Here is a 16,367-nt window from a genome sequence, read left to right as displayed (position 1 = left end):
GCGCGGGCACCAGCCACCGCGCGCGCTGGCTGGCCTTGCGCCAAACGCTTGCCGCGCAGGGCGTGGGCAGCGTTGCCATCGATTTTTCCGGACACGGCGATAGCTCGGCGCGCACGCCGAACTCGCTGGCCAAGCGCCTGCGCGAGGCCCAGGCGGCACTGGCGCACCTTGACGGCACCGGCCCCCGGGCCGTGATTGGCATCAGCATGAGCGGGGAAATCGCCGTGCGGCTGGCCGCCGATCCGCGCAACCGCATTGGGCGGCTCCTGACGCTAGTGGGCGCCGCCTATGACCCCGCCGCGTTCGAGCTCCCCTTCGGCCCGGCCTTTACGGCAGTGCTGCGCACCCCCGGCAGCTGGCGCGCCTCGCTCGCCTTCGACCTCATTGCCGGGTTCCGCGGCCGCCTGACGCTGGTGCGCGGCGCCGAGGATGCGGTCATTCCACCCGGCATCGCCGATGCGCTCGCCGAACGCGCCGTCCTGGCCGAGCGCGTGGAGGTGATCGACCTGCCGGATACCGGCCACTTGCTGGGCGAGGCCTGGCAGAACCAGCCCGGCTTTGCCGGCAGGCTGAGCGCGATCGCGCTGCGCGCCGTGGGCGCCTGAGCGGGCACTTGAAAGTCCGGCGCGAGATCGCCCCGCCCGATTCACGTATGATGCGGCCTTTCGCTTCTCGCAGCCTTTGCCGCCCCCGCTTCCTTCATGGCTCTTAAATCCACCATCTACAAGGCCGAACTGTCCGTATCCGACATGGATCGGCCCTATTACGGCAGCCACGCCCTGACCATTGCCAAGCACCCGTCGGAAAACGACGCGCGCATGATGGTGCGGTTGCTGGCCTTTGCCTGCGAAGCCAGCGACACCTTGACCTTCACCCGCGGCCTGGACGAGCCCGACGAGCCGGACCTGTGGGAAAAAACCCTCACCGGCGACATCGCACACTGGATCGAGCTGGGCCAGCCCGACGAATCGCGCCTGAAGCGCGCCGCGGCCCGTGCCGATCGCGTCACCGTGTTCACCTACAATGGTGCGAGCGCGCGTGAATGGTGGAAGGGCATGGCCGGCAAGGCGGGCAAGCTGCGCAACGTGACCATTTACAATGTGCCGGCCGAGGCCGTGGAAGCACTTGCTGCCCTGGCCCAGCGCGCCATGCGGCTGTCGGTGACGATCCAGGATAGCGAGATCTGGGTCAGCGACGACGACCATAACGTCCGCATCACGCTCGAAGTCCTGCAACAGCCCGCGGGCTGAGCCAAACCCGTTCAACCAATCCGCCCGGTGCGGCCGGTTTGCCGCCGGCCTCACCGAACCCGTGACCCTCGCTGATACAGCACAAGGAAGCCATCCATGAATACCACTCCCTCCGGCCTGCAATTTGAAGACACCGTCACCGGCGAAGGCGCCGAAGCCACGGCAGGCAAGCATGTCACGGTGCACTACACCGGCTGGCTCTACGAAAACGAGCAAGCCGGCCGCAAGTTCGACTCGAGCAAGKACCGCAACGACCCGTTCGTGTTCCCGCTGGGCGCCGGCCACGTCATCCGCGGCTGGGATGAAGGCGTGCAAGGCATGAAGGTTGGCGGCACCCGCCGCCTGGTGATCCCGGCCGAGCTGGGCTACGGCGCGCGCGGCGCGGGCGGCGTGATCCCGCCGAACGCCACGCTGCTGTTCGAAGTGGAACTGCTGGCAGTCTGATCGCCTGGCCGCCGCTACGGCAGCGGCCAATCGCATCCATCCGCACCTTGCGCGGATAACGCAAGCAAGAGGGGCGCCCACGGGCGCCCCTCTTTGCATTGCGCCGCGGACAGGCCGCGATCAGAAACTGATCGCGGCGTTGCCCACGTCGACCCGGACCTTGTCGCGGTCCAGCAGGCGGGCGGCATGGCGGGCGTAGTCCTGGGCCCACGCGGCATCGCCGCTGAAGCGCTGCTCGCCGGAGAACTTGGCCACGCTGAGGATCTTGTCGATCACCAGCACCTTGCCTACCGGACTGGAGGCCTGGCAATCGAGCTCGGCGTATTCGCGGTCGAACCAGCGCCAGCCGGCATCCTCGGTGACCGCAGCCAACTCTGCGTCGCCAATGGTGAAGCCAAATTCCTTGCCGGTACCGAAAACTACCGTGAGCGTGCGCGCCATAGCCTGTTCTCCTGGTTGATGCCACATTGTAAAGACATAGCAGGCGATACCGCCACCTTGCCCAGCAGATAGTGCCAGCCCGCGACAGGAATCCCTGCGTCACCCGGACAATTCGCAGCGCGGTGCCAGCACCGCCTGCGCCACCTCGGCGCCGGGCTGCTGCGCGAAGGCGACCCAGGCCAGCCTGTGCGGGTCGGCCCCGGCTGGCAGCGGCACGCTGCCTGACCAGGCCAGCCCCTCGGCCGGCACCGCGAAGGGGCCCAGCCAGAGCCGCACGACACGCTCGTGGTGCAGCGTGGCGCCCTGGTTCTCGCCGGCCTTCACCGACGACACCAGCCCGTCCTCGACCAGCGCGGCATAGGCTTGCAGTGGCCCGGAGCGGACCGCCGGTGTCACGTTCAGCGCGACCTGCACCTGTCCGGCGGCGAGCGCCTGCCAGCCCAGCCGAAGCGAGGCGCCGGGCGCTTGCGCGTTGATCTCGGCGACGCGCGCCGCGACCTCGCCTGCATCGTGCCAGCGGCGCTGCTCGCGCGCGCCGATAAACACCTCGGGCGTATATACCGTATGACTGCCGACGGCGCCCGCGAGCGTACGCTGGCGGGCGGTGAACACCGGGCTGGCAAAGCGGTCGCGCCAGCCCAGGCTGTCCCAGTAGTCGACGTGCAGCGCCAGCGCCAGTGCCTGCGAGGCCGGCAGCCGAGCGGCCTGCGCGCCGAGCCAGTGATCGGCCGGCGGACAGCTGCTACAGCCCTCCGAGGTGTAGAGCTCGATCAGCGCCAGCCGCTGGGGCGGGCTGTCGTGCAGGCATGCGGCCGGCACGGCGCCGGCCGCCGCGCGCACCGGGCCGGCCAGCGCGGCGAACATCAGCACCGGCGCCCAGCGCGCCGGCAAGGACCTGGGCTTGCAGGATTTCCAGGATGGGGGGCACGGCCCGGCTTGCCGGTGCGCGATGGCATCGGCCTGCGCCGATTGTTCGAGATGCTTGTGCATGCTGGACCTCCGAAGGCTGCCTGACCGTTGTCAGTCGCATACAGCCTGCCGGACCTTACAGACATTTCTGCGTGCCATGTGGTTTCCATGCCGCCTGCCGCGCAGCTTTGGATTATGCTTGCATCATGGCCATCACCCGACAAGATCTCGAAACAGATCGGCTGCGTGCTTCTCTTTGCAGCACGCCGGTGGCTTCCTCGCTACTTCCCGAAGACGTTTTCGAACGCTCTCTGCGCGCTACGCTGGACCAGCGGCCGGATACGCCCGGGCTGGCCGGCGATGTCCTGCTGTTCGGCTATGGCTCGCTGATCTGGAACCCGATGGTGATTCACACGGACCGCCAACTGGCTACCGTGCATGGCTACCACCGCGGCTTCTACCTGTACTCGCGCATCAACCGGGGCACCTGGGACGACCCGGGCCTGGTGCTCGCGCTGGACCGCGGCGGCTCGTGCCTGGGCGTTGTCTTCCGCATCCCCCATCACATGATCGAGCAGGAATTCCGCCTGCTGTGGCGCCGCGAGATGCTGACCGGCGCCTACCATCCGCGCTGGCTCAATGTGAAGATGGCCGGCAGCCCGCCGCAGCGCGCCCTGGCCTTCGTGATGAACCGCGAGCACGAAGCCTATGCCGGACGCTTGCCGGACGACCGCGTGGTGGCCCGCCTGCGCCACGCCTGCGGCMTGTATGGCCCGGCCCGCGAATACCTGCAGCAGACGCTGCTTGGCCTTGCCACCAACGGGGTCGAAGACCCCTACCTGGGCCGGCTCTGGCGCCGGCTGCAGGATACGGATGCCACGGCCGCACAGGCTGTCAGCGAACCCGCCTGACCCAGGAACGACCAGGATGCCACGCCCTGCCGCCCGCCCCCGCCGACTGGTGCTTGCCGAAGTGCTGGGGCTCACCGGATTGCTGATGGGCGGCGCCCTGCTGGCCGGCCCCGGCGGATCGACGCTGGCGGCGCGCCCGGCCAACAGCGGCCCGGCCCAGTCATCGCCGCGCTCGCACGGGCAAGGCGCTGCCGGCTCCACCGCTCCCGCGCACGACGGCGTTGGCGGGCTCGACCGCAATCTCCTTGCCGCGGCAACACTGGGAGACCTCGAACTGGTCAAGCGCTTGCTGGCTTCGGGCGCTTCCGCGCAGGCCGCCGACGAACGCGGCCGCAGCGCCTTGCTGGTGGCGGTCTATAGCCGCCATACCGAGGTCGCCAAGGCGCTGGTGGCGGCTGGCGCCGATGTCAACCACAAGGACATGGAATCCAACAGCCCCTTCCTGCTGGCCGCGTCCACCGGGCAGCTCGAGCTGGTGCAACTGGCGCTGGCGCATGGGGCCGACATCAACAGCACGGACAGCTATGACAACACTGCCCTGATCGCCGCGTGCGAGCATGGCAATACCGAAGTGGTGAAGGTGTTGTTGAAAGCCGGTGTGGCGGTCGACCATATCAACCGCCAGGGCTGGACCGCCTTGCTGGAGACCATCGTCATGGGCGATGGCAGCGCGCGGTATGAAGACACGGTGCAGTTGCTGCTGGACGCGGGCGCGGACGCCAACCTCGCCGACCGGGATGGCACCACCCCGACCCGGCACGCCCGCGAGCGCAGCTACAAGACCATGGTGAAGATGCTGGTGCGCGTGCGCGGGCACTGACGCGGGCCCGGATGTGCCCGCGCATCCCGCCGATGCGGCGCTACCCGCTCAGGCCACTCAGGCCGCTGCCGGCTTCGACTCTGCGCTGCGCGCGTTCTCGCTCTCCTGCAGCGCGCGCCACATCACCTTGCCCGTGCCCGACTTGGGCAGCGCGTCGACAAACTCCACCACGCGCGGGTACTTGTAGGCCGCCATGTTTTCCTTGGCCCACTCGATGATTTCCTCGGGCGTGGTCTTGCCCTTGGCGTGCGTCTTGAGCACCACCACCGCCTTCACGGTTTCGCCCCGATACGCATCGCGCGTGCCGATGATGCAGGCCTCCTGCACGTCGGGATGCTTGTACAGCAGGTTCTCCACCTCAGCCGGCCACACCTTGAAGCCCGACGCGTTGATCATGCGCTTGAGCCGGTCGGTGATGAAGTAGTAGCCCTCTTCGTCCATGCGGCCCAGGTCGCCGGTACGGAAGAAGGTCTTGCCATCGAACTCGATGAAGGCATCGCGCGTGGCATCCGGCTTGCCCCAGTAGCCCTTGAACACCTGCGGGCCGCACACGATGATCTCGCCGGTCTCGTTGACCGCCACTTCCTCGAGCGTGACCGGATCGATCACGCGCGCGTCGGTATTGAAGGTGGGCACGCCCAGGCACTGCAGCTTGGGCCGGTCGCCCGGATTGCTGTGGGTCGGCGCCATGGTCTCGGACAGGCCATAGCCTTCAATGTAGTTAAGGCCGAACTGCTGCTTCAGGCGCTCCGCTACCGCCTGCGGCATGGCCGCGCCGCCGCCGCCGATATAGCGCAGGCTCGACAGGTCGAACTGGTCCAGGTTCGGGCTGCCCAGGAAGTCGATCACCATGGTCGGGATATTGGTCCAGTGCGTGATCTGGAAGCGCGAGATCAGCCGGCCCGCGACTTCGCGGTCCCAGCGCGGCAGCATCACCACGGTAGCGCCGCTGTAGATCGGGCCGTTCATGCCGTACTGCATGCCGGTCACGTGAAACAGCGGCAGCACCGCCAGGATCGTCGATTCCGCGCCGCTGCCGCTCCAGATGCCGCCGCCGATCACGTTATGCATGACGGAGCGGTGAGTGTGGATGCAACCCTTGGGAAAGCCGGTGGTGCCAGAGGTGTAGGGCATCACCGCCATATCGTCCGGGCCCGCGGTATGCGGGCCAGGCACCAGTTGCGCGGCAAGCGCCTCGGCCCAGGGGGTGGCGCCGGCCGGCAGCGGATGCTGCGTGGTCAGCCAGGCGCCCGGTGCGTCTTCGGGGTTCTCGTAGGTGGCCGGCAGCGCATCGCTGTATTGCGTGACMAGCAGGTGCTGCAGGCGCTGCTCGGGCGGCAACTCGTCATTGGCCTGCTCGGCGCCCATGGCCAGATCCGCGCTGCAGATCGCCACGCTGGCCTGCGCGTCGGTGATGTAGTGCTTGAATTCCTCAGACCGGTTCATCGGATTGACCGGCACGACCACGGCATCCKCGCGCAGGATCGCGTAATAGGCAATGATGAACTGCGGGCAGTTCTGCATATACAGCAGCACCCGGTCGCCCTTCTTCACKCCGGCCTTTTGCTGCAGCCAGCCCGCCATGGCACTGGCCTGGGCTTCCAGCGCCCGGAAGGTGATGGCATTGCCGAAATACCGGATAGCCGCCTTGTCGGCGTAGCGATGGGCGGAGACCACCAGGTTGTACCAGAGCGAGGTCTCCGGCAGCACGATCTTGGTAGGCACGCGCTTGGGCCAGAACTGGAAATGCGGGCGTGCGGGCTGGGGGGTCTGCATAAAGGTCTCCTGTGCGGTCTATCCGACCTGATCTTGGATGCGAGGCGAGAGGTGAATCTGGCGAAACCAGCAATCAGTCGAGCAATATAACCGAACGACCGTTCTTTTTTCAATCCATCGCTTACCCTTGCCTGCGCCAGCATCCATGCCGCGCAGCGTGCAAAGGTTGCATTCGGCGGGGCGGTCCTAATATGAGAGGCAAGACGTCTTTGCGCGAGTGGAGCCATTCGCGCCGGCGTTCCACACTCCGAGGCCAAACCATGAGCGACGTAACCCTGCAGAATTTTGACGCCAACGTGATCGAGACGTCGCGCCACATCCCCGTGCTGGTGGATTTCTGGGCACCGTGGTGCGGCCCTTGCCGCACCTTGGGGCCGATGCTGGAAAAGCTTGAGGGCGAGGCGGCCGGCAAATGGCGGCTGGCCAAGGTGAACGTGGATGAGAACCAGGAGCTGGCCTCGCATTTCGGCGTGCGCAGCATTCCCCACGTGGTGGCGTTCGCCGACGGCCAGGCGGTGGACCAGTTCACCGGCGTGCTGCCGGAATCCGGGCTGCGCGAGTTTATTGCCCGCGTGATGCCGGATCCGGGCAGGGTGGCCCTGCGTGMCGCCCGCGCCGCCGCAGCCGCGGGCGACCGCGAGGCGGCCAGGTCGGCGTTCCAGGCGGCGCTGGCGTTCGACCCCGGCTTCGATGCGGCGCGCCTTGAATACATTGGCTTCCTGCTGGATGAAGACGCGCTGGACCAGGCCCAGGCCGAGTTCGGCATGCTCTACCCCGACGCGGCCCAGGAGGACGGCTACGCGGCGCTCGCCACCCGGATCGAGGCCATGCGCGGCGCCTCCGGCCTGCCCGACTCGGCCACCCTGGCGGCCCGCGTCGCCGACACCCCCGGCGACCTGCAGGCGCGGCTGGACCTGGCGCGCGCGCTGATCGCGCACAGGCAATATGAGCCGGCGCTGGAGCAACTGCTGGCCATCGCGCGCACGGATCGCACCTTCGAGGACGATATCGGCCGCACGGCCATGTTGTCGGTATTCAAGCTGATGAGCGATCAGCCCGACGTGGTGTCGCGCTATCGCCGGCTGCTGGCCTCGGCGCTCAATTAAACTGGCGGGTGAACGCGGCGGGCCGAGCCCGCCGTTCTATTTCCCTGCAACCTCCCTGTTCCGCCGTGACTGCCTCCCCGCCCCGCCTGATCGACTTCCAGACCGACCCCGAACCGCTGCCCGGCCACGATCGCCCACGCCCAGACCGGCTGGTTGCCGGCAACCCGGAGCGCACCACCTGGACGCACTACAGCGCCAGCCAGGGCGATTTCGATTGCGGCATCTGGGCTTGCGAGCCGGGCGCGTGGCGCATTGCGTTTCCGGCCGGCAAGGAGGAGTTCTTCCATGTCATCAGCGGCCGTCTGCGCATCAGCGACGACGCGGGCAACGCCCGTGAATTCGGGCCCGGCGACGCCTGCGTGATCCCGGCCGGCTTCACCGGCCTGTTCGAGGTGCTCGAACCGGTGCGCAAGCACTTTGTCGTGCTGGATCGGGCTGCCGCCGACGCAATCTAGGCAATCGGGCCATCCAGGTCATCCGGCCATCTAGCCCGCCTGCTCCGACGGCGCCTCGATCAGGCTAAAGCCGTTCTCGCGCATGTGGTTGACCATCATCGCGTCCATCGCCTTCACGTGCTGGTCGAACCAGCCGGGCAGCTCCGACAAGAGCCGCCGGCCCAGCGCCAGGTCGCCCTCGGCCACCTTGTCGCGCACCGCGCCGGCCACCGCCAGCACCTGCTCGTGCTCGCCGCGGTGGCAATGCTGCGGGCCGAAGGCCATCGCCTCCATCCAGGCTTCCTCCTGGCCGAAATGATGGCGGGTGTGGTCGATCCACTCGTCCAGGGCCGCCAGGAAGCCCGCATCGTCGGCGCGCGTGGCGGCGTCCAGCAGTTGGACGAATTCGGCGTGGGTGGCATCGGTGACCGGCTCGCCCAACAGCAGGTCGGGGGCCAGCGTGGCGGTGCCAGGCGAAGAGGAATCGGTCATATCGGAAGGGACAAAATCACGCAAACCGCAAGGATACCGAATCCGCGGCGGCTCGGACTGATCCAGGACAAAGCGCGGCGCCGCCAAGGCCGCCGGCACGCGCAGGGTATGCTCAAGGCTGGCCCTATCACCGCACCAGGCTGATCCCTGGCTTCCCATGCCCCGACTGCTCTTCTTCTGCGGCCATGCCGGCACCGGCAAGACCACCCTGGCCCACCGCCTGATCGGCCCACTGATGCAGGCCACCGGCGAGCCGTTCTGCCTGCTCGACAAGGACACGCTCTACGGTGGCTACAGCGCCGCGGCCATGKGCGCGCTGACCGGCGACCCGAACGACCGCGACAGCCCGACCTACCTCAAGCACCTGCGCAATGCGGAATATCATGGCCTGCTGGATACCGMGCGGGAGAACCTCGCGCTGGGCATCAGCGTGATCGTGGTGGGCCCGCTATCGCGCGAGGTGCGCGACCACCTGCTGCACGATCCCGATTGGCTGCGCGTGCCCGCCGGCACCATCGTGCGCACCCTGTGGGTGCACCTGCCGGAGGATGAGGCCCATGCGCGCATCGTCAAGCGCGCCAACCCCAACGATGCCTACAAGCTGGCGCACTGGGACGACTACCGGACCCGGCGCTTCATGCCCGAGCCGGCGCTGTACCCCGAGCTGGCCTACTTCGACAATACGGCGCCGGACGACACCGCGCTGAACGCCCTGCTCGCCACGCTCGCGGCGTAGCCAGCCGCCGCGATGCTCATTCCGGCGCCGTCGGAACGTCCGGCGCCGTGAGGGCGGCCAGCACGCTGGACGCCGCCACCATCCCGAACACCGCGGTGACCGCCACCGAGGAGCCGAAGCCGGCGCAGGCCAGCCCCTGCGGGCCGGCCGGGGACTCGGCCGAGGCGCCTGGCGCGGCTTCCGGGGCCTCGTCGATCTCGCAGGACTGCTGCTCGGGCTCCGGATAGCGCAGCGGCTCGTCGGAGAAGACCGCGTCGATGCCGAACTTGCGCTTGGGGTTGCGTGGCCAGCCCCAGTCCTTGCGCAGGGTGGAGCGCACCTTGGCCAGCAGCGGATCCTGCACAGTGCGGGAGAAGTCCACCACGCGGATGCGGGTCGGGTCGAGCTGGCCGCCGGCGCCGCCGCAGGTGATGATGCGCCGGCCCACGCGGCGGGCCCAGCCCAGCATGGCGATCTTGACCTTGACCGAGTCGATCGCATCAATGATGTAGTCGTGCCCGTCGAGCAGTTCGACAAGGTTTTCMGGGGTCACGAAATCGTCCACCTCGGTCACCCGGCAGCGCGGGTTGATCTGCACCATGCGCTCCGCCATGGCCTGCACCTTGGCGCGGCCATAGGCGTCGCCCAGCGCGTGGATCTGGCGGTTGGTGTTGGACACCGCGATATGGTCAAGATCGATCAGCGTGACGCGGCCGACCGCGTTGCGCGCCAGCGCCTCGGCCGCCCAGCTGCCCACCCCGCCGATGCCAACCACGCACACGTTGGCCGCCTCCAGCCGCGCCAGGCCCGCCGCGCCGTACAGGCGCGCCACGCCGCCGAAGCGCCGGTGGTAGTCGTCATCCTCCGGGCTCTCGTGGGTAAGGGCAGGCGGCAGTGGTGCCAGCTCCGGTTCCGGCGGGGTGGAGGTTGCGGGGACGGGGTTGCTCATTTCTACGCTCGAAACTGGCTGAATTGGAGGACACTGCAGGGGAAAAGCGCGCATTGCCGCACCTTGTCAGCCAAGCGCCGACAGGGGAGCGGGGCGCGCAACTATACAATACCCATAGCAGTGGTTCGATCGCCGCATTGTCTCGCAGAGCGCGCGCGGCTGCCGGCGCCAACCAGGAAACCGATCCCATGCCCCTGCGCCGCAAGGCCGTTCTCTGGAGTGTACTGACACCGCTGGTGCTGATCGCGGCGCTTGTCGTGATCATTCTGACCTTCGACTGGAACCGCCTCAAGCCGTGGCTGAACCAGAGGGTTACCGAGGCCATCGGCCGGCCCTTTGCCGTCAATGGCGACCTCACCCTGACCTGGCGCAGCGCCGAGGGCGAGACCGGCTGGCACACCTGGGTCCCCTGGCCACGCCTGTCTGCGCGGGATATCACCGTCGGCAACCCGGAATGGGCACACGAGGCCAACTTTGCCACCGTGCGCGAGCTGATCTTCGTGTTACGCCCGCTGCCCCTGCTATCGCACCAGATCTCGATCCCCAGCATTACCGTCGACAGCCCCGCGGTCTGGCTGGAGCGGCTKGCCGACCAGCGCAACAACTGGACCTTCGTCACGCCCGCCGGCAAGGCGCCATTGCCATGGCGGCTCGACATCGGCGAGATCTCGCTGGCGCGCGGCGACCTGGCGCTGAACGACCAGGCAATGAAGATTGAGCTGCAGGCGCGCCTGGACACCATCGGCGACGCCGCCCTCTACGACAAGACCCGCGACGGCGCCCTGATCGCGCCCCCGGCATCCAGCACGGCCAGCGCCGTCGGCAACGCCAGCCTGCGCTATGGCCTGCGCTGGAAGGCCACGGGCCGCTACAACCAGGCCACCATCAATGCCACCGGCAAGGCCGGCACCGTGCTTAGCCTGCGCGACACGCAGGATCCCTTCCCGCTCCAGGCCGATATGCGGGTGGGCAACACCCGTGCGGTCGTGGAGGGCACGCTGACCAACCCCGCCCACCTGGGCGCGCTCGACATGCACCTGCAGTTGTCCGGCGACAACATGGCCAAGCTGTACGCGCTGACCGGCATCGTGCTGCCGAGCACCCCGCCCTACGAGACCAGCGGCCGGCTGGTTGCCACCTTGCGCAAAGGTGCTTCCGTGTACCGGTACGACAAGTTTTCCGKGCGCGTCGGCGGCAGCGACCTGAACGGCTCGCTCACCTATACGCAGCGCCAGCCACGCGCCCTGCTGTCGGGCGAACTGGAATCGAAGCAACTGCGCTTCGAGGACCTGGCTCCGCTGATCGGTGCGGATGCCAAGCCCGGGCAGGCAGCATCCGACAGCACGGTGCGCCAGCCCGCCGACAAAGCGCTGCCGGTGGCGCCGTTCCGCACCGAGCGCTGGGACAGCATCGACGCCGACGTGAAGTTCACCGGCCAGCGCATCATCCGCACCGCCGACCTGCCGATCACCGACCTCGTCACCCACCTCAAGCTCGACGATGGCGTGCTGACGCTGGACCCGCTGAACTTTGGCGTGGCCGGCGGCAACCTGATGTCATCGCTGCAGCTCAACGGCAAGCGCGAGCCGCTCGCTGCCACCATCGACATGAAAGCGCGTCACCTCCAGCTCAAGCAATTGTTCCCGAAGTTCGAGTCGATGCGCGCCAGCGTGGGTGAGGTCAACGGCAGCGCCARGCTGAGCGCCACCGGCAACTCAGTGGCGGCCTTGTTGGGCTCGTCCAATGGCGAGGCCAAGCTGCTGGTGGAAAACGGCACGGTCAGCAAGTTCCTGCTCGAGGCGATGGGCCTGAACGTGGGCAGCGTGGTGATCTCCAAGCTGTTCGGCGACAAGCCGGTGCAGATCCATTGCGGCGTCAGCGATTTCAGCTTCACCAACGGCGTGGCGCGCTCGCGTGTCTTCGTCATCGACACCCAGGACGCCGTGATCGACACCAGCGGCGCCATCGACCTTGGCAGCGAGCGGCTAGCGCTCACCGTGCGGCCGGATTCCAAGGGCCTGCGCATCTTCTCGCTGCGCTCGCCGCTCTACGTGGGCGGCACGCTGAAGAAGCCTTCGGTCAGCCCGGACATCGGCGTGCTGGCCTTGCGCGCCGGCGGCGTTGTGGCACTGGCGCTGGTAGCGCCGGTGGCCACGGCAGTCCTGCCCCTGATCGATCTATCGGCTGCACCCGACAGCCAGTGCGGCAAACTGCTGGCGGAGATTCGCACGCGCCCGACCGCGCCGCCGCCTGGGCAGGCCTACCGCGACCCGAAGGCCGGCAAGACCAGCCAGGCGGCCGGCCCTGCCCCTTCGCCGGACGCGCAGGCCGCGCCTGCCGCTTCGGCACCCGTCAAGCGTGCGGCRCCGTCGCGCCCCGCCGCATCCGACCGGCCAGCGCCAGGCAATTCGCTCTATCAGGGCGGCTAACCGGCGGTTCCGCGCCCGGTTTCAAGCCCGGTTTCAAGCCGGACGTTGCCTGTTTGCGACACCGTGCGCCCCCCTTCTGCCACCGACGCAATTACGCAACACTTTGGTGCATTGCAACGCAAGGCATCGTTGTGCATCGCCCACATTCGACCGCATAATTAAACGGCCATTTACAACGAAGTTCTCAATACGTGGCATGAAGCGGATGTCTGGCTCCGATGCATTTCGAGGCTGGCGTCCTTCTCAGGGTGCGGTTTCGGCCGCACTTGTTTTTCCCGATTCCCTTCCAGCCCCCGCCCCTGCATGACGCCGCTACATGCCACCGTCCCGCCGATCAGCTGCCTGATCGCACTAACGGTGTGCAACCACGTAGCCTTCAATGCCAGCCGCGTGGTGGTTTCCCTGTTTGCCCTCTCGCTCAAAGCGTCGACCGTCACGCTCGGCATCCTGATGTCGCTCTATGCGCTGCTGCCGATGCTGCTGGCGATCCATGCCGGCAAGCGCATCGACGAGATCGGGCCGCGCAAGCCGATGACCGCAGGCTCCGTGATGGTAGTCGCGGGCACGCTGCTGCCGGCGGTGTGGCCGGGCATCGCGGCGCTCTACCTTTCCTGCGCGCTGATCGGCGTCGGCTTCATGCTGGTGCAGGTCGCCATGCAGTTGCTGATCGGGCAGATTTCCACCGATGGCACGCGGCTGCGCAACTACACGCTCCAAGCGCTGGGATTCTCGTTCTCCGGCACGCTGGGCCCGGTGATGATGGGCTATGTGATCGAGCACGCTGGCTACCGCCCGGCTTTCTTTGTGCTGGTGGCGGTAGCGGCCGCAGGGCTGGTCGGCCTGTACTTCATGCGCGGGCGGCTGCCGGCACGCGGTGGGCGCGCCGCGCGCGGCGCCATCGTGGACGGCACCCGCAACTCCACACTGGGCTTGCTTGCCCACCCGGAGTTGCGCGCGGTCTTTATCGCCAGYGCGGTCCTGTCGGCAGCCTGGGACCTGCACGCCTTCCTCATTCCCATCCAGGGCACCCGGGTTGGCCTCTCGCCGTCGTCGGTCGGCTGGGTGCTGGGCGCCTTCGCCATTGCCACCTTCGCCATCCGTGTGGCAATGCCGCTGGTATCGCGCCGGCTCTCGGAGTGGAAGGTGATTCGGGTCGCACTGCTGGTCGGGGCGGTGGCCTACCTGCTCTACCCCTTCGCGGCCGAGTTCTGGCTGATGTGCTGCCTGGCCTTCCTGCTGGGCTTGGCGCTCGGCAGCGCCCAGCCCAACGTCATGAACATCCTGCACACGGCCTCGCCCACCGGGCGCGCCGGCGAGGCCCTGGGATTGCGCTCGGCCGTGCTCAATACCAGCCAGGTGGTGTGGCCGCTGACCTTCGGCGTGGTCGGCACGGCGCTTGGCATGCTGCCGATTTTCCTGTCGATGGCAGGGGCGATGGGCGTGGCCGGCTATTACTCGCGCGGCCAGGCCCGCAAGCTGCCCCAGCCGCCGGCCTGAGGCGCCCACGGCATCGCGCATGAGTTGCGTAGGCGCAAATGCGGTCCGCTGCGCTTTCGCTATACTCAAATCAGACAGGCCGCCGGCGCCGTGCATGCTTGCCTCGCGCGCGGCCTGCTGACTCGATACCTGATCTGACATGACCCAACTCGCCGACCTCCGCCGCACCTACGTACTCGGATCGCTGTCCGAATCCGACGTGGCGCCCGATCCCATCAGCCAGTTCCAGCGCTGGTTCGATGAAGCCATCCACGCCAAGCTCCCGGAACCCAATGCCATGACGCTGGCCACCGTCGACGCCGACGGCCAGCCCTCGGCACGCATTGTGCTGCTCAAGGCCATGGACACCCAGGGCTTTACGTTCTTCACCAACTACGAAAGCCGCAAGGGCCTGGACCTTGCCGCCAACCCGCGCGCAGCGCTGCTGTTCCACTGGGTGCAACTGGAGCGCCAGGTGCGCGTGGAAGGACGCGTTGAAAAAGTTACCGAGAGCGAGAGCGATGCCTACTACGCGACGCGTCCGCTCGGCTCGCGCCTCGGGGCATGGGCCTCGGAGCAGAGCCGCGAGGTGGCGGACCGCACGGTGCTGGAGCAGCGCGAAGCGGATTTCCGCGCCAAGTTCGGCGATAACCCGCCGCGGCCGGCGCACTGGGGCGGGTACCGCCTGGTGCCGACCCGCATCGAGTACTGGCAGGGACGCCCGTCGCGCCTGCACGACCGGATCGCCTACCGCCTGGCGCCGGACGGCAGCTGGCAAATCGTGCGTCTGTCGCCCTGAGCGCCCTGAGCGCGGTGCCGCCGGCCGGCAAGGCCGCGCACTGCACAAAATTAGGAATTGTCGTAAAGTGAGTCAGGGTCGCTTTCCGGTTTTGTGAGGAGKCGGCCACCAGGAGCAGGCCCCGCCTRCCCTGTGCTGTAGTTCGAGGAGTGTGCCGCAACCATCAGGAGGGAGGCCGCATGTTTTTCAAGCAAGCACTGGACAAGCAACTGGACCACTGGATCGCCGATCTGCGCGATCGGGCCAACCTCCCTGTGAGGCTGCGGCTATGGAACGGCAACGAGTATCCGCTCGGCCGCTTCGAACATCCCGCGGTGACCCTGACCATACGCGAGGCGGGTGCCCTGCCCCTGCTGCTCACGCCCAGCCTGGACAACCTCGGCGAAGCCTATGTCCAGGAAAAGATCGACCTCGACGGCACGCTCAGCGACATCATCGCCGTGGCTTACCGCTTCTCGGCTGCCGCCAGCGCGCAGGCCGGTGGCGCACTGGCACGGGTGGCCCAGCATTTCGCCCACACCAAGGCCGCGGACAAGGCCTCGATCCAGTATCACTACGACGTATCGAACGAGTTCTACCGGCTCTGGCTGGACCCGGGCATGGTGTACTCCTGCGCCTACTTCGAGCATGGCAATGAAGACCTCGCCACCGCGCAGCGCAAGAAGATCGACCACATCCTGACCAAGATCCGGCTGCAGCCCGGACAGACCTTGCTCGACATCGGCTGCGGCTGGGGCGCGCTGGTCATCCGCGCGGCGCAGAAGTTCGGCGCGCGCTGCGTGGGCATCACGCTGTCGCAGAACCAGTTCGACCTGGCGACCGAACGCGTCAGGCAGGCAGGCCTGTCCGATCGCATCGAGATCCGTTTGCAGGATTACCGCGACACTGCCGGCACCTTCGACCGCATCACCAGCGTCGGCATGTTCGAGCACGTTGGCAAGAACAACCTGCCCGCCTATTTCGGCCGCATGCGCGAGTTGCTCGCCGATGATGGCTTCGCCATGAACCACGGCATCACCTCGCCCGACCCCGACAGCGGCGCCACGCCCATGGACGGCTCCGAGTTCATGGACCGCTACGTGTTCCCGCAGGGCGAGCTGCCGCACATCGGCATGGTGCTCAACACCCTGCAGCGCGGCGGCCTGGAGGCCACCGATGTGGAGTTGATGCGCGGCCACTACCGGCGCACGCTGCAACATTGGGCGGACAACTTCGAAGCGCAGGGTGATACCATCCGCGCCATGGTGGGCGAGAAGAAATACCGCATCTGGCGCGTCTACCTGGCAGGMTGCGGCCATGCCTTCGATACCGACCAGATGTCGATCTACCAGGTGGTTTGCCACAAGGCCGGCCTCTCGTCGCAGAGCTTGCCCTGGTCGCGCCGCTATATCTACGACAATTCGCTTGACTGAAAAT

17 protein-coding genes are annotated in these 16,367 nt (G+C 67.5%); 12 read left to right on the top strand and 5 right to left on the bottom strand.

What is annotated here, in order from left to right; genetic code table 11:
- The 3 genes from AC1DS3_RS09030 to AC1DS3_RS09020 all read left to right on the top strand — a co-directional run.
- Nucleotides 1-605: alpha/beta hydrolase (locus AC1DS3_RS09030; RefSeq protein ID WP_477127043.1), on the top strand; the 605-nt coding region annotated here is incomplete at its 5' end.
- Between the two features lie 96 nt (nucleotides 606-701).
- Nucleotides 702-1,250 carry a YaeQ family protein gene (locus tag AC1DS3_RS09025; RefSeq protein WP_043348422.1) on the top strand — a complete coding sequence of 183 codons (549 nt, stop codon included), beginning with the start codon at nucleotides 702-704 and terminating at the stop codon, nucleotides 1,248-1,250.
- A 96-nt stretch (nucleotides 1,251-1,346) separates the two neighbouring features.
- The gene (locus AC1DS3_RS09020; protein ID WP_477127042.1) at nucleotides 1,347-1,694 is read left to right on the top strand and encodes an FKBP-type peptidyl-prolyl cis-trans isomerase; all 348 of its coding nucleotides are present in this window, start codon (nucleotides 1,347-1,349) and stop codon (nucleotides 1,692-1,694) included.
- Nucleotides 1,695-1,814: 120 nt separating this feature from the next.
- On the opposite strand, the gene AC1DS3_RS09015 is transcribed toward AC1DS3_RS09020, so the two are convergent.
- Nucleotides 1,815-2,135: a hypothetical protein gene (locus AC1DS3_RS09015; protein WP_043348426.1), complete on the bottom strand. Its 321-nt coding sequence runs from the start codon at nucleotides 2,133-2,135 to the stop codon at nucleotides 1,815-1,817.
- A 99-nt stretch (nucleotides 2,136-2,234) separates the two neighbouring features.
- Entirely contained in the window at nucleotides 2,235-3,125 is an 891-nt protein-coding gene (locus tag AC1DS3_RS09010; protein ID WP_477109459.1) for a DUF1223 domain-containing protein, read from the bottom strand.
- Nucleotides 3,126-3,250: 125 nt separating this feature from the next.
- Between AC1DS3_RS09010 and AC1DS3_RS09005 the strand changes: the two genes are divergently transcribed.
- Together AC1DS3_RS09005 and AC1DS3_RS09000 are read left to right on the top strand one after the other, a co-directional pair.
- Complete coding sequence (locus tag AC1DS3_RS09005; protein ID WP_477127041.1) at nucleotides 3,251-3,955, top strand: gamma-glutamylcyclotransferase; 705 nt, start codon at nucleotides 3,251-3,253, stop codon at nucleotides 3,953-3,955.
- 16 nt (nucleotides 3,956-3,971) lie between these two features.
- On the top strand, nucleotides 3,972-4,775 hold the full coding sequence (locus tag AC1DS3_RS09000) for an ankyrin repeat domain-containing protein (protein WP_441634382.1): 804 nt from the start codon (nucleotides 3,972-3,974) through the stop codon (nucleotides 4,773-4,775).
- 57 nt (nucleotides 4,776-4,832) lie between these two features.
- Here AC1DS3_RS09000 and AC1DS3_RS08995 read toward each other — a convergent pair whose 3' ends face one another.
- Nucleotides 4,833-6,551, bottom strand: coding sequence for a long-chain fatty acid--CoA ligase (locus AC1DS3_RS08995; RefSeq protein ID WP_477127040.1), 1,719 nt, complete (start codon nucleotides 6,549-6,551; stop codon nucleotides 4,833-4,835).
- A 260-nt stretch (nucleotides 6,552-6,811) separates the two neighbouring features.
- Here AC1DS3_RS08995 and trxA point away from each other — a divergent pair, with 260 nt between their 5' ends.
- Entirely contained in the window at nucleotides 6,812-7,657 is an 846-nt protein-coding gene (gene trxA / locus AC1DS3_RS08990; protein WP_477127039.1) for a thioredoxin, read from the top strand.
- A gap of 65 nt (nucleotides 7,658-7,722) precedes the next feature.
- The gene (locus AC1DS3_RS08985; RefSeq protein WP_459371591.1) at nucleotides 7,723-8,112 is read left to right on the top strand and encodes a cupin domain-containing protein; all 390 of its coding nucleotides are present in this window, start codon (nucleotides 7,723-7,725) and stop codon (nucleotides 8,110-8,112) included.
- 30 nt (nucleotides 8,113-8,142) lie between these two features.
- Here the strand turns inward: AC1DS3_RS08985 and AC1DS3_RS08980 are convergent, their stop codons facing one another.
- Nucleotides 8,143-8,583, bottom strand: a complete 441-nt coding sequence (locus tag AC1DS3_RS08980) for a bacteriohemerythrin (RefSeq protein WP_174422549.1) — start codon at nucleotides 8,581-8,583, stop codon at nucleotides 8,143-8,145.
- A gap of 157 nt (nucleotides 8,584-8,740) precedes the next feature.
- On the opposite strand from AC1DS3_RS08980, the gene AC1DS3_RS08975 reads away from it, so the two are divergent.
- Nucleotides 8,741-9,319 (top strand): P-loop nucleotide/nucleoside kinase family protein, encoded by a 579-nt coding sequence (locus AC1DS3_RS08975; protein ID WP_477127038.1) that lies wholly within the window; start codon nucleotides 8,741-8,743, stop codon nucleotides 9,317-9,319.
- Between the two features lie 16 nt (nucleotides 9,320-9,335).
- Here the strand turns inward: AC1DS3_RS08975 and tcdA are convergent, their stop codons facing one another.
- Nucleotides 9,336-10,247, bottom strand: coding sequence for a tRNA cyclic N6-threonylcarbamoyladenosine(37) synthase TcdA (tcdA, locus tag AC1DS3_RS08970; RefSeq protein WP_441634371.1), 912 nt, complete (start codon nucleotides 10,245-10,247; stop codon nucleotides 9,336-9,338).
- Between the two features lie 188 nt (nucleotides 10,248-10,435).
- On the opposite strand from tcdA, the gene AC1DS3_RS08965 reads away from it, so the two are divergent.
- From AC1DS3_RS08965 to AC1DS3_RS08950, 4 genes are all read left to right on the top strand, one after another.
- Nucleotides 10,436-12,676, top strand: coding sequence for an AsmA family protein (locus AC1DS3_RS08965; protein ID WP_477127037.1), 2,241 nt, complete (start codon nucleotides 10,436-10,438; stop codon nucleotides 12,674-12,676).
- Between the two features lie 303 nt (nucleotides 12,677-12,979).
- Nucleotides 12,980-14,173, top strand: a complete 1,194-nt coding sequence (locus AC1DS3_RS08960) for an MFS transporter (RefSeq protein WP_441634367.1) — start codon at nucleotides 12,980-12,982, stop codon at nucleotides 14,171-14,173.
- A 139-nt stretch (nucleotides 14,174-14,312) separates the two neighbouring features.
- Complete coding sequence (gene pdxH, locus AC1DS3_RS08955) at nucleotides 14,313-14,951, top strand: pyridoxamine 5'-phosphate oxidase (protein ID WP_441634365.1); 639 nt, start codon at nucleotides 14,313-14,315, stop codon at nucleotides 14,949-14,951.
- 179 nt (nucleotides 14,952-15,130) lie between these two features.
- Nucleotides 15,131-16,363, top strand: coding sequence for a class I SAM-dependent methyltransferase (locus AC1DS3_RS08950; RefSeq protein ID WP_441634363.1), 1,233 nt, complete (start codon nucleotides 15,131-15,133; stop codon nucleotides 16,361-16,363).
- Nucleotides 16,364-16,367: the final 4 nt, after the last annotated feature.

Source organism: Cupriavidus sp. 01L46 (genome assembly GCF_056399905.1).
The sequence above is the reverse complement of the archived record's forward strand: the minus strand, read 5'-3'. Positions and strand labels throughout refer to the sequence as shown.

Coding starts and splice junctions, on each gene's coding strand:
- AC1DS3_RS09025 (WP_043348422.1), top strand. CDS start 702: ATGGCTCTTAAATCCACCATCTACAAGGCCGAACTGTCCGTATCCGAC.
- AC1DS3_RS09015 (WP_043348426.1), bottom strand. CDS start 2,135: ATGGCGCGCACGCTCACGGTAGTTTTCGGTACCGGCAAGGAATTTGGC.
- AC1DS3_RS09010 (WP_477109459.1), bottom strand. CDS start 3,125: ATGCACAAGCATCTCGAACAATCGGCGCAGGCCGATGCCATCGCGCAC.
- AC1DS3_RS09000 (WP_441634382.1), top strand. CDS start 3,972: ATGCCACGCCCTGCCGCCCGCCCCCGCCGACTGGTGCTTGCCGAAGTG.
- AC1DS3_RS08980 (WP_174422549.1), bottom strand. CDS start 8,583: ATGACCGATTCCTCTTCGCCTGGCACCGCCACGCTGGCCCCCGACCTG.
- pdxH (WP_441634365.1), top strand. CDS start 14,313: ATGACCCAACTCGCCGACCTCCGCCGCACCTACGTACTCGGATCGCTG.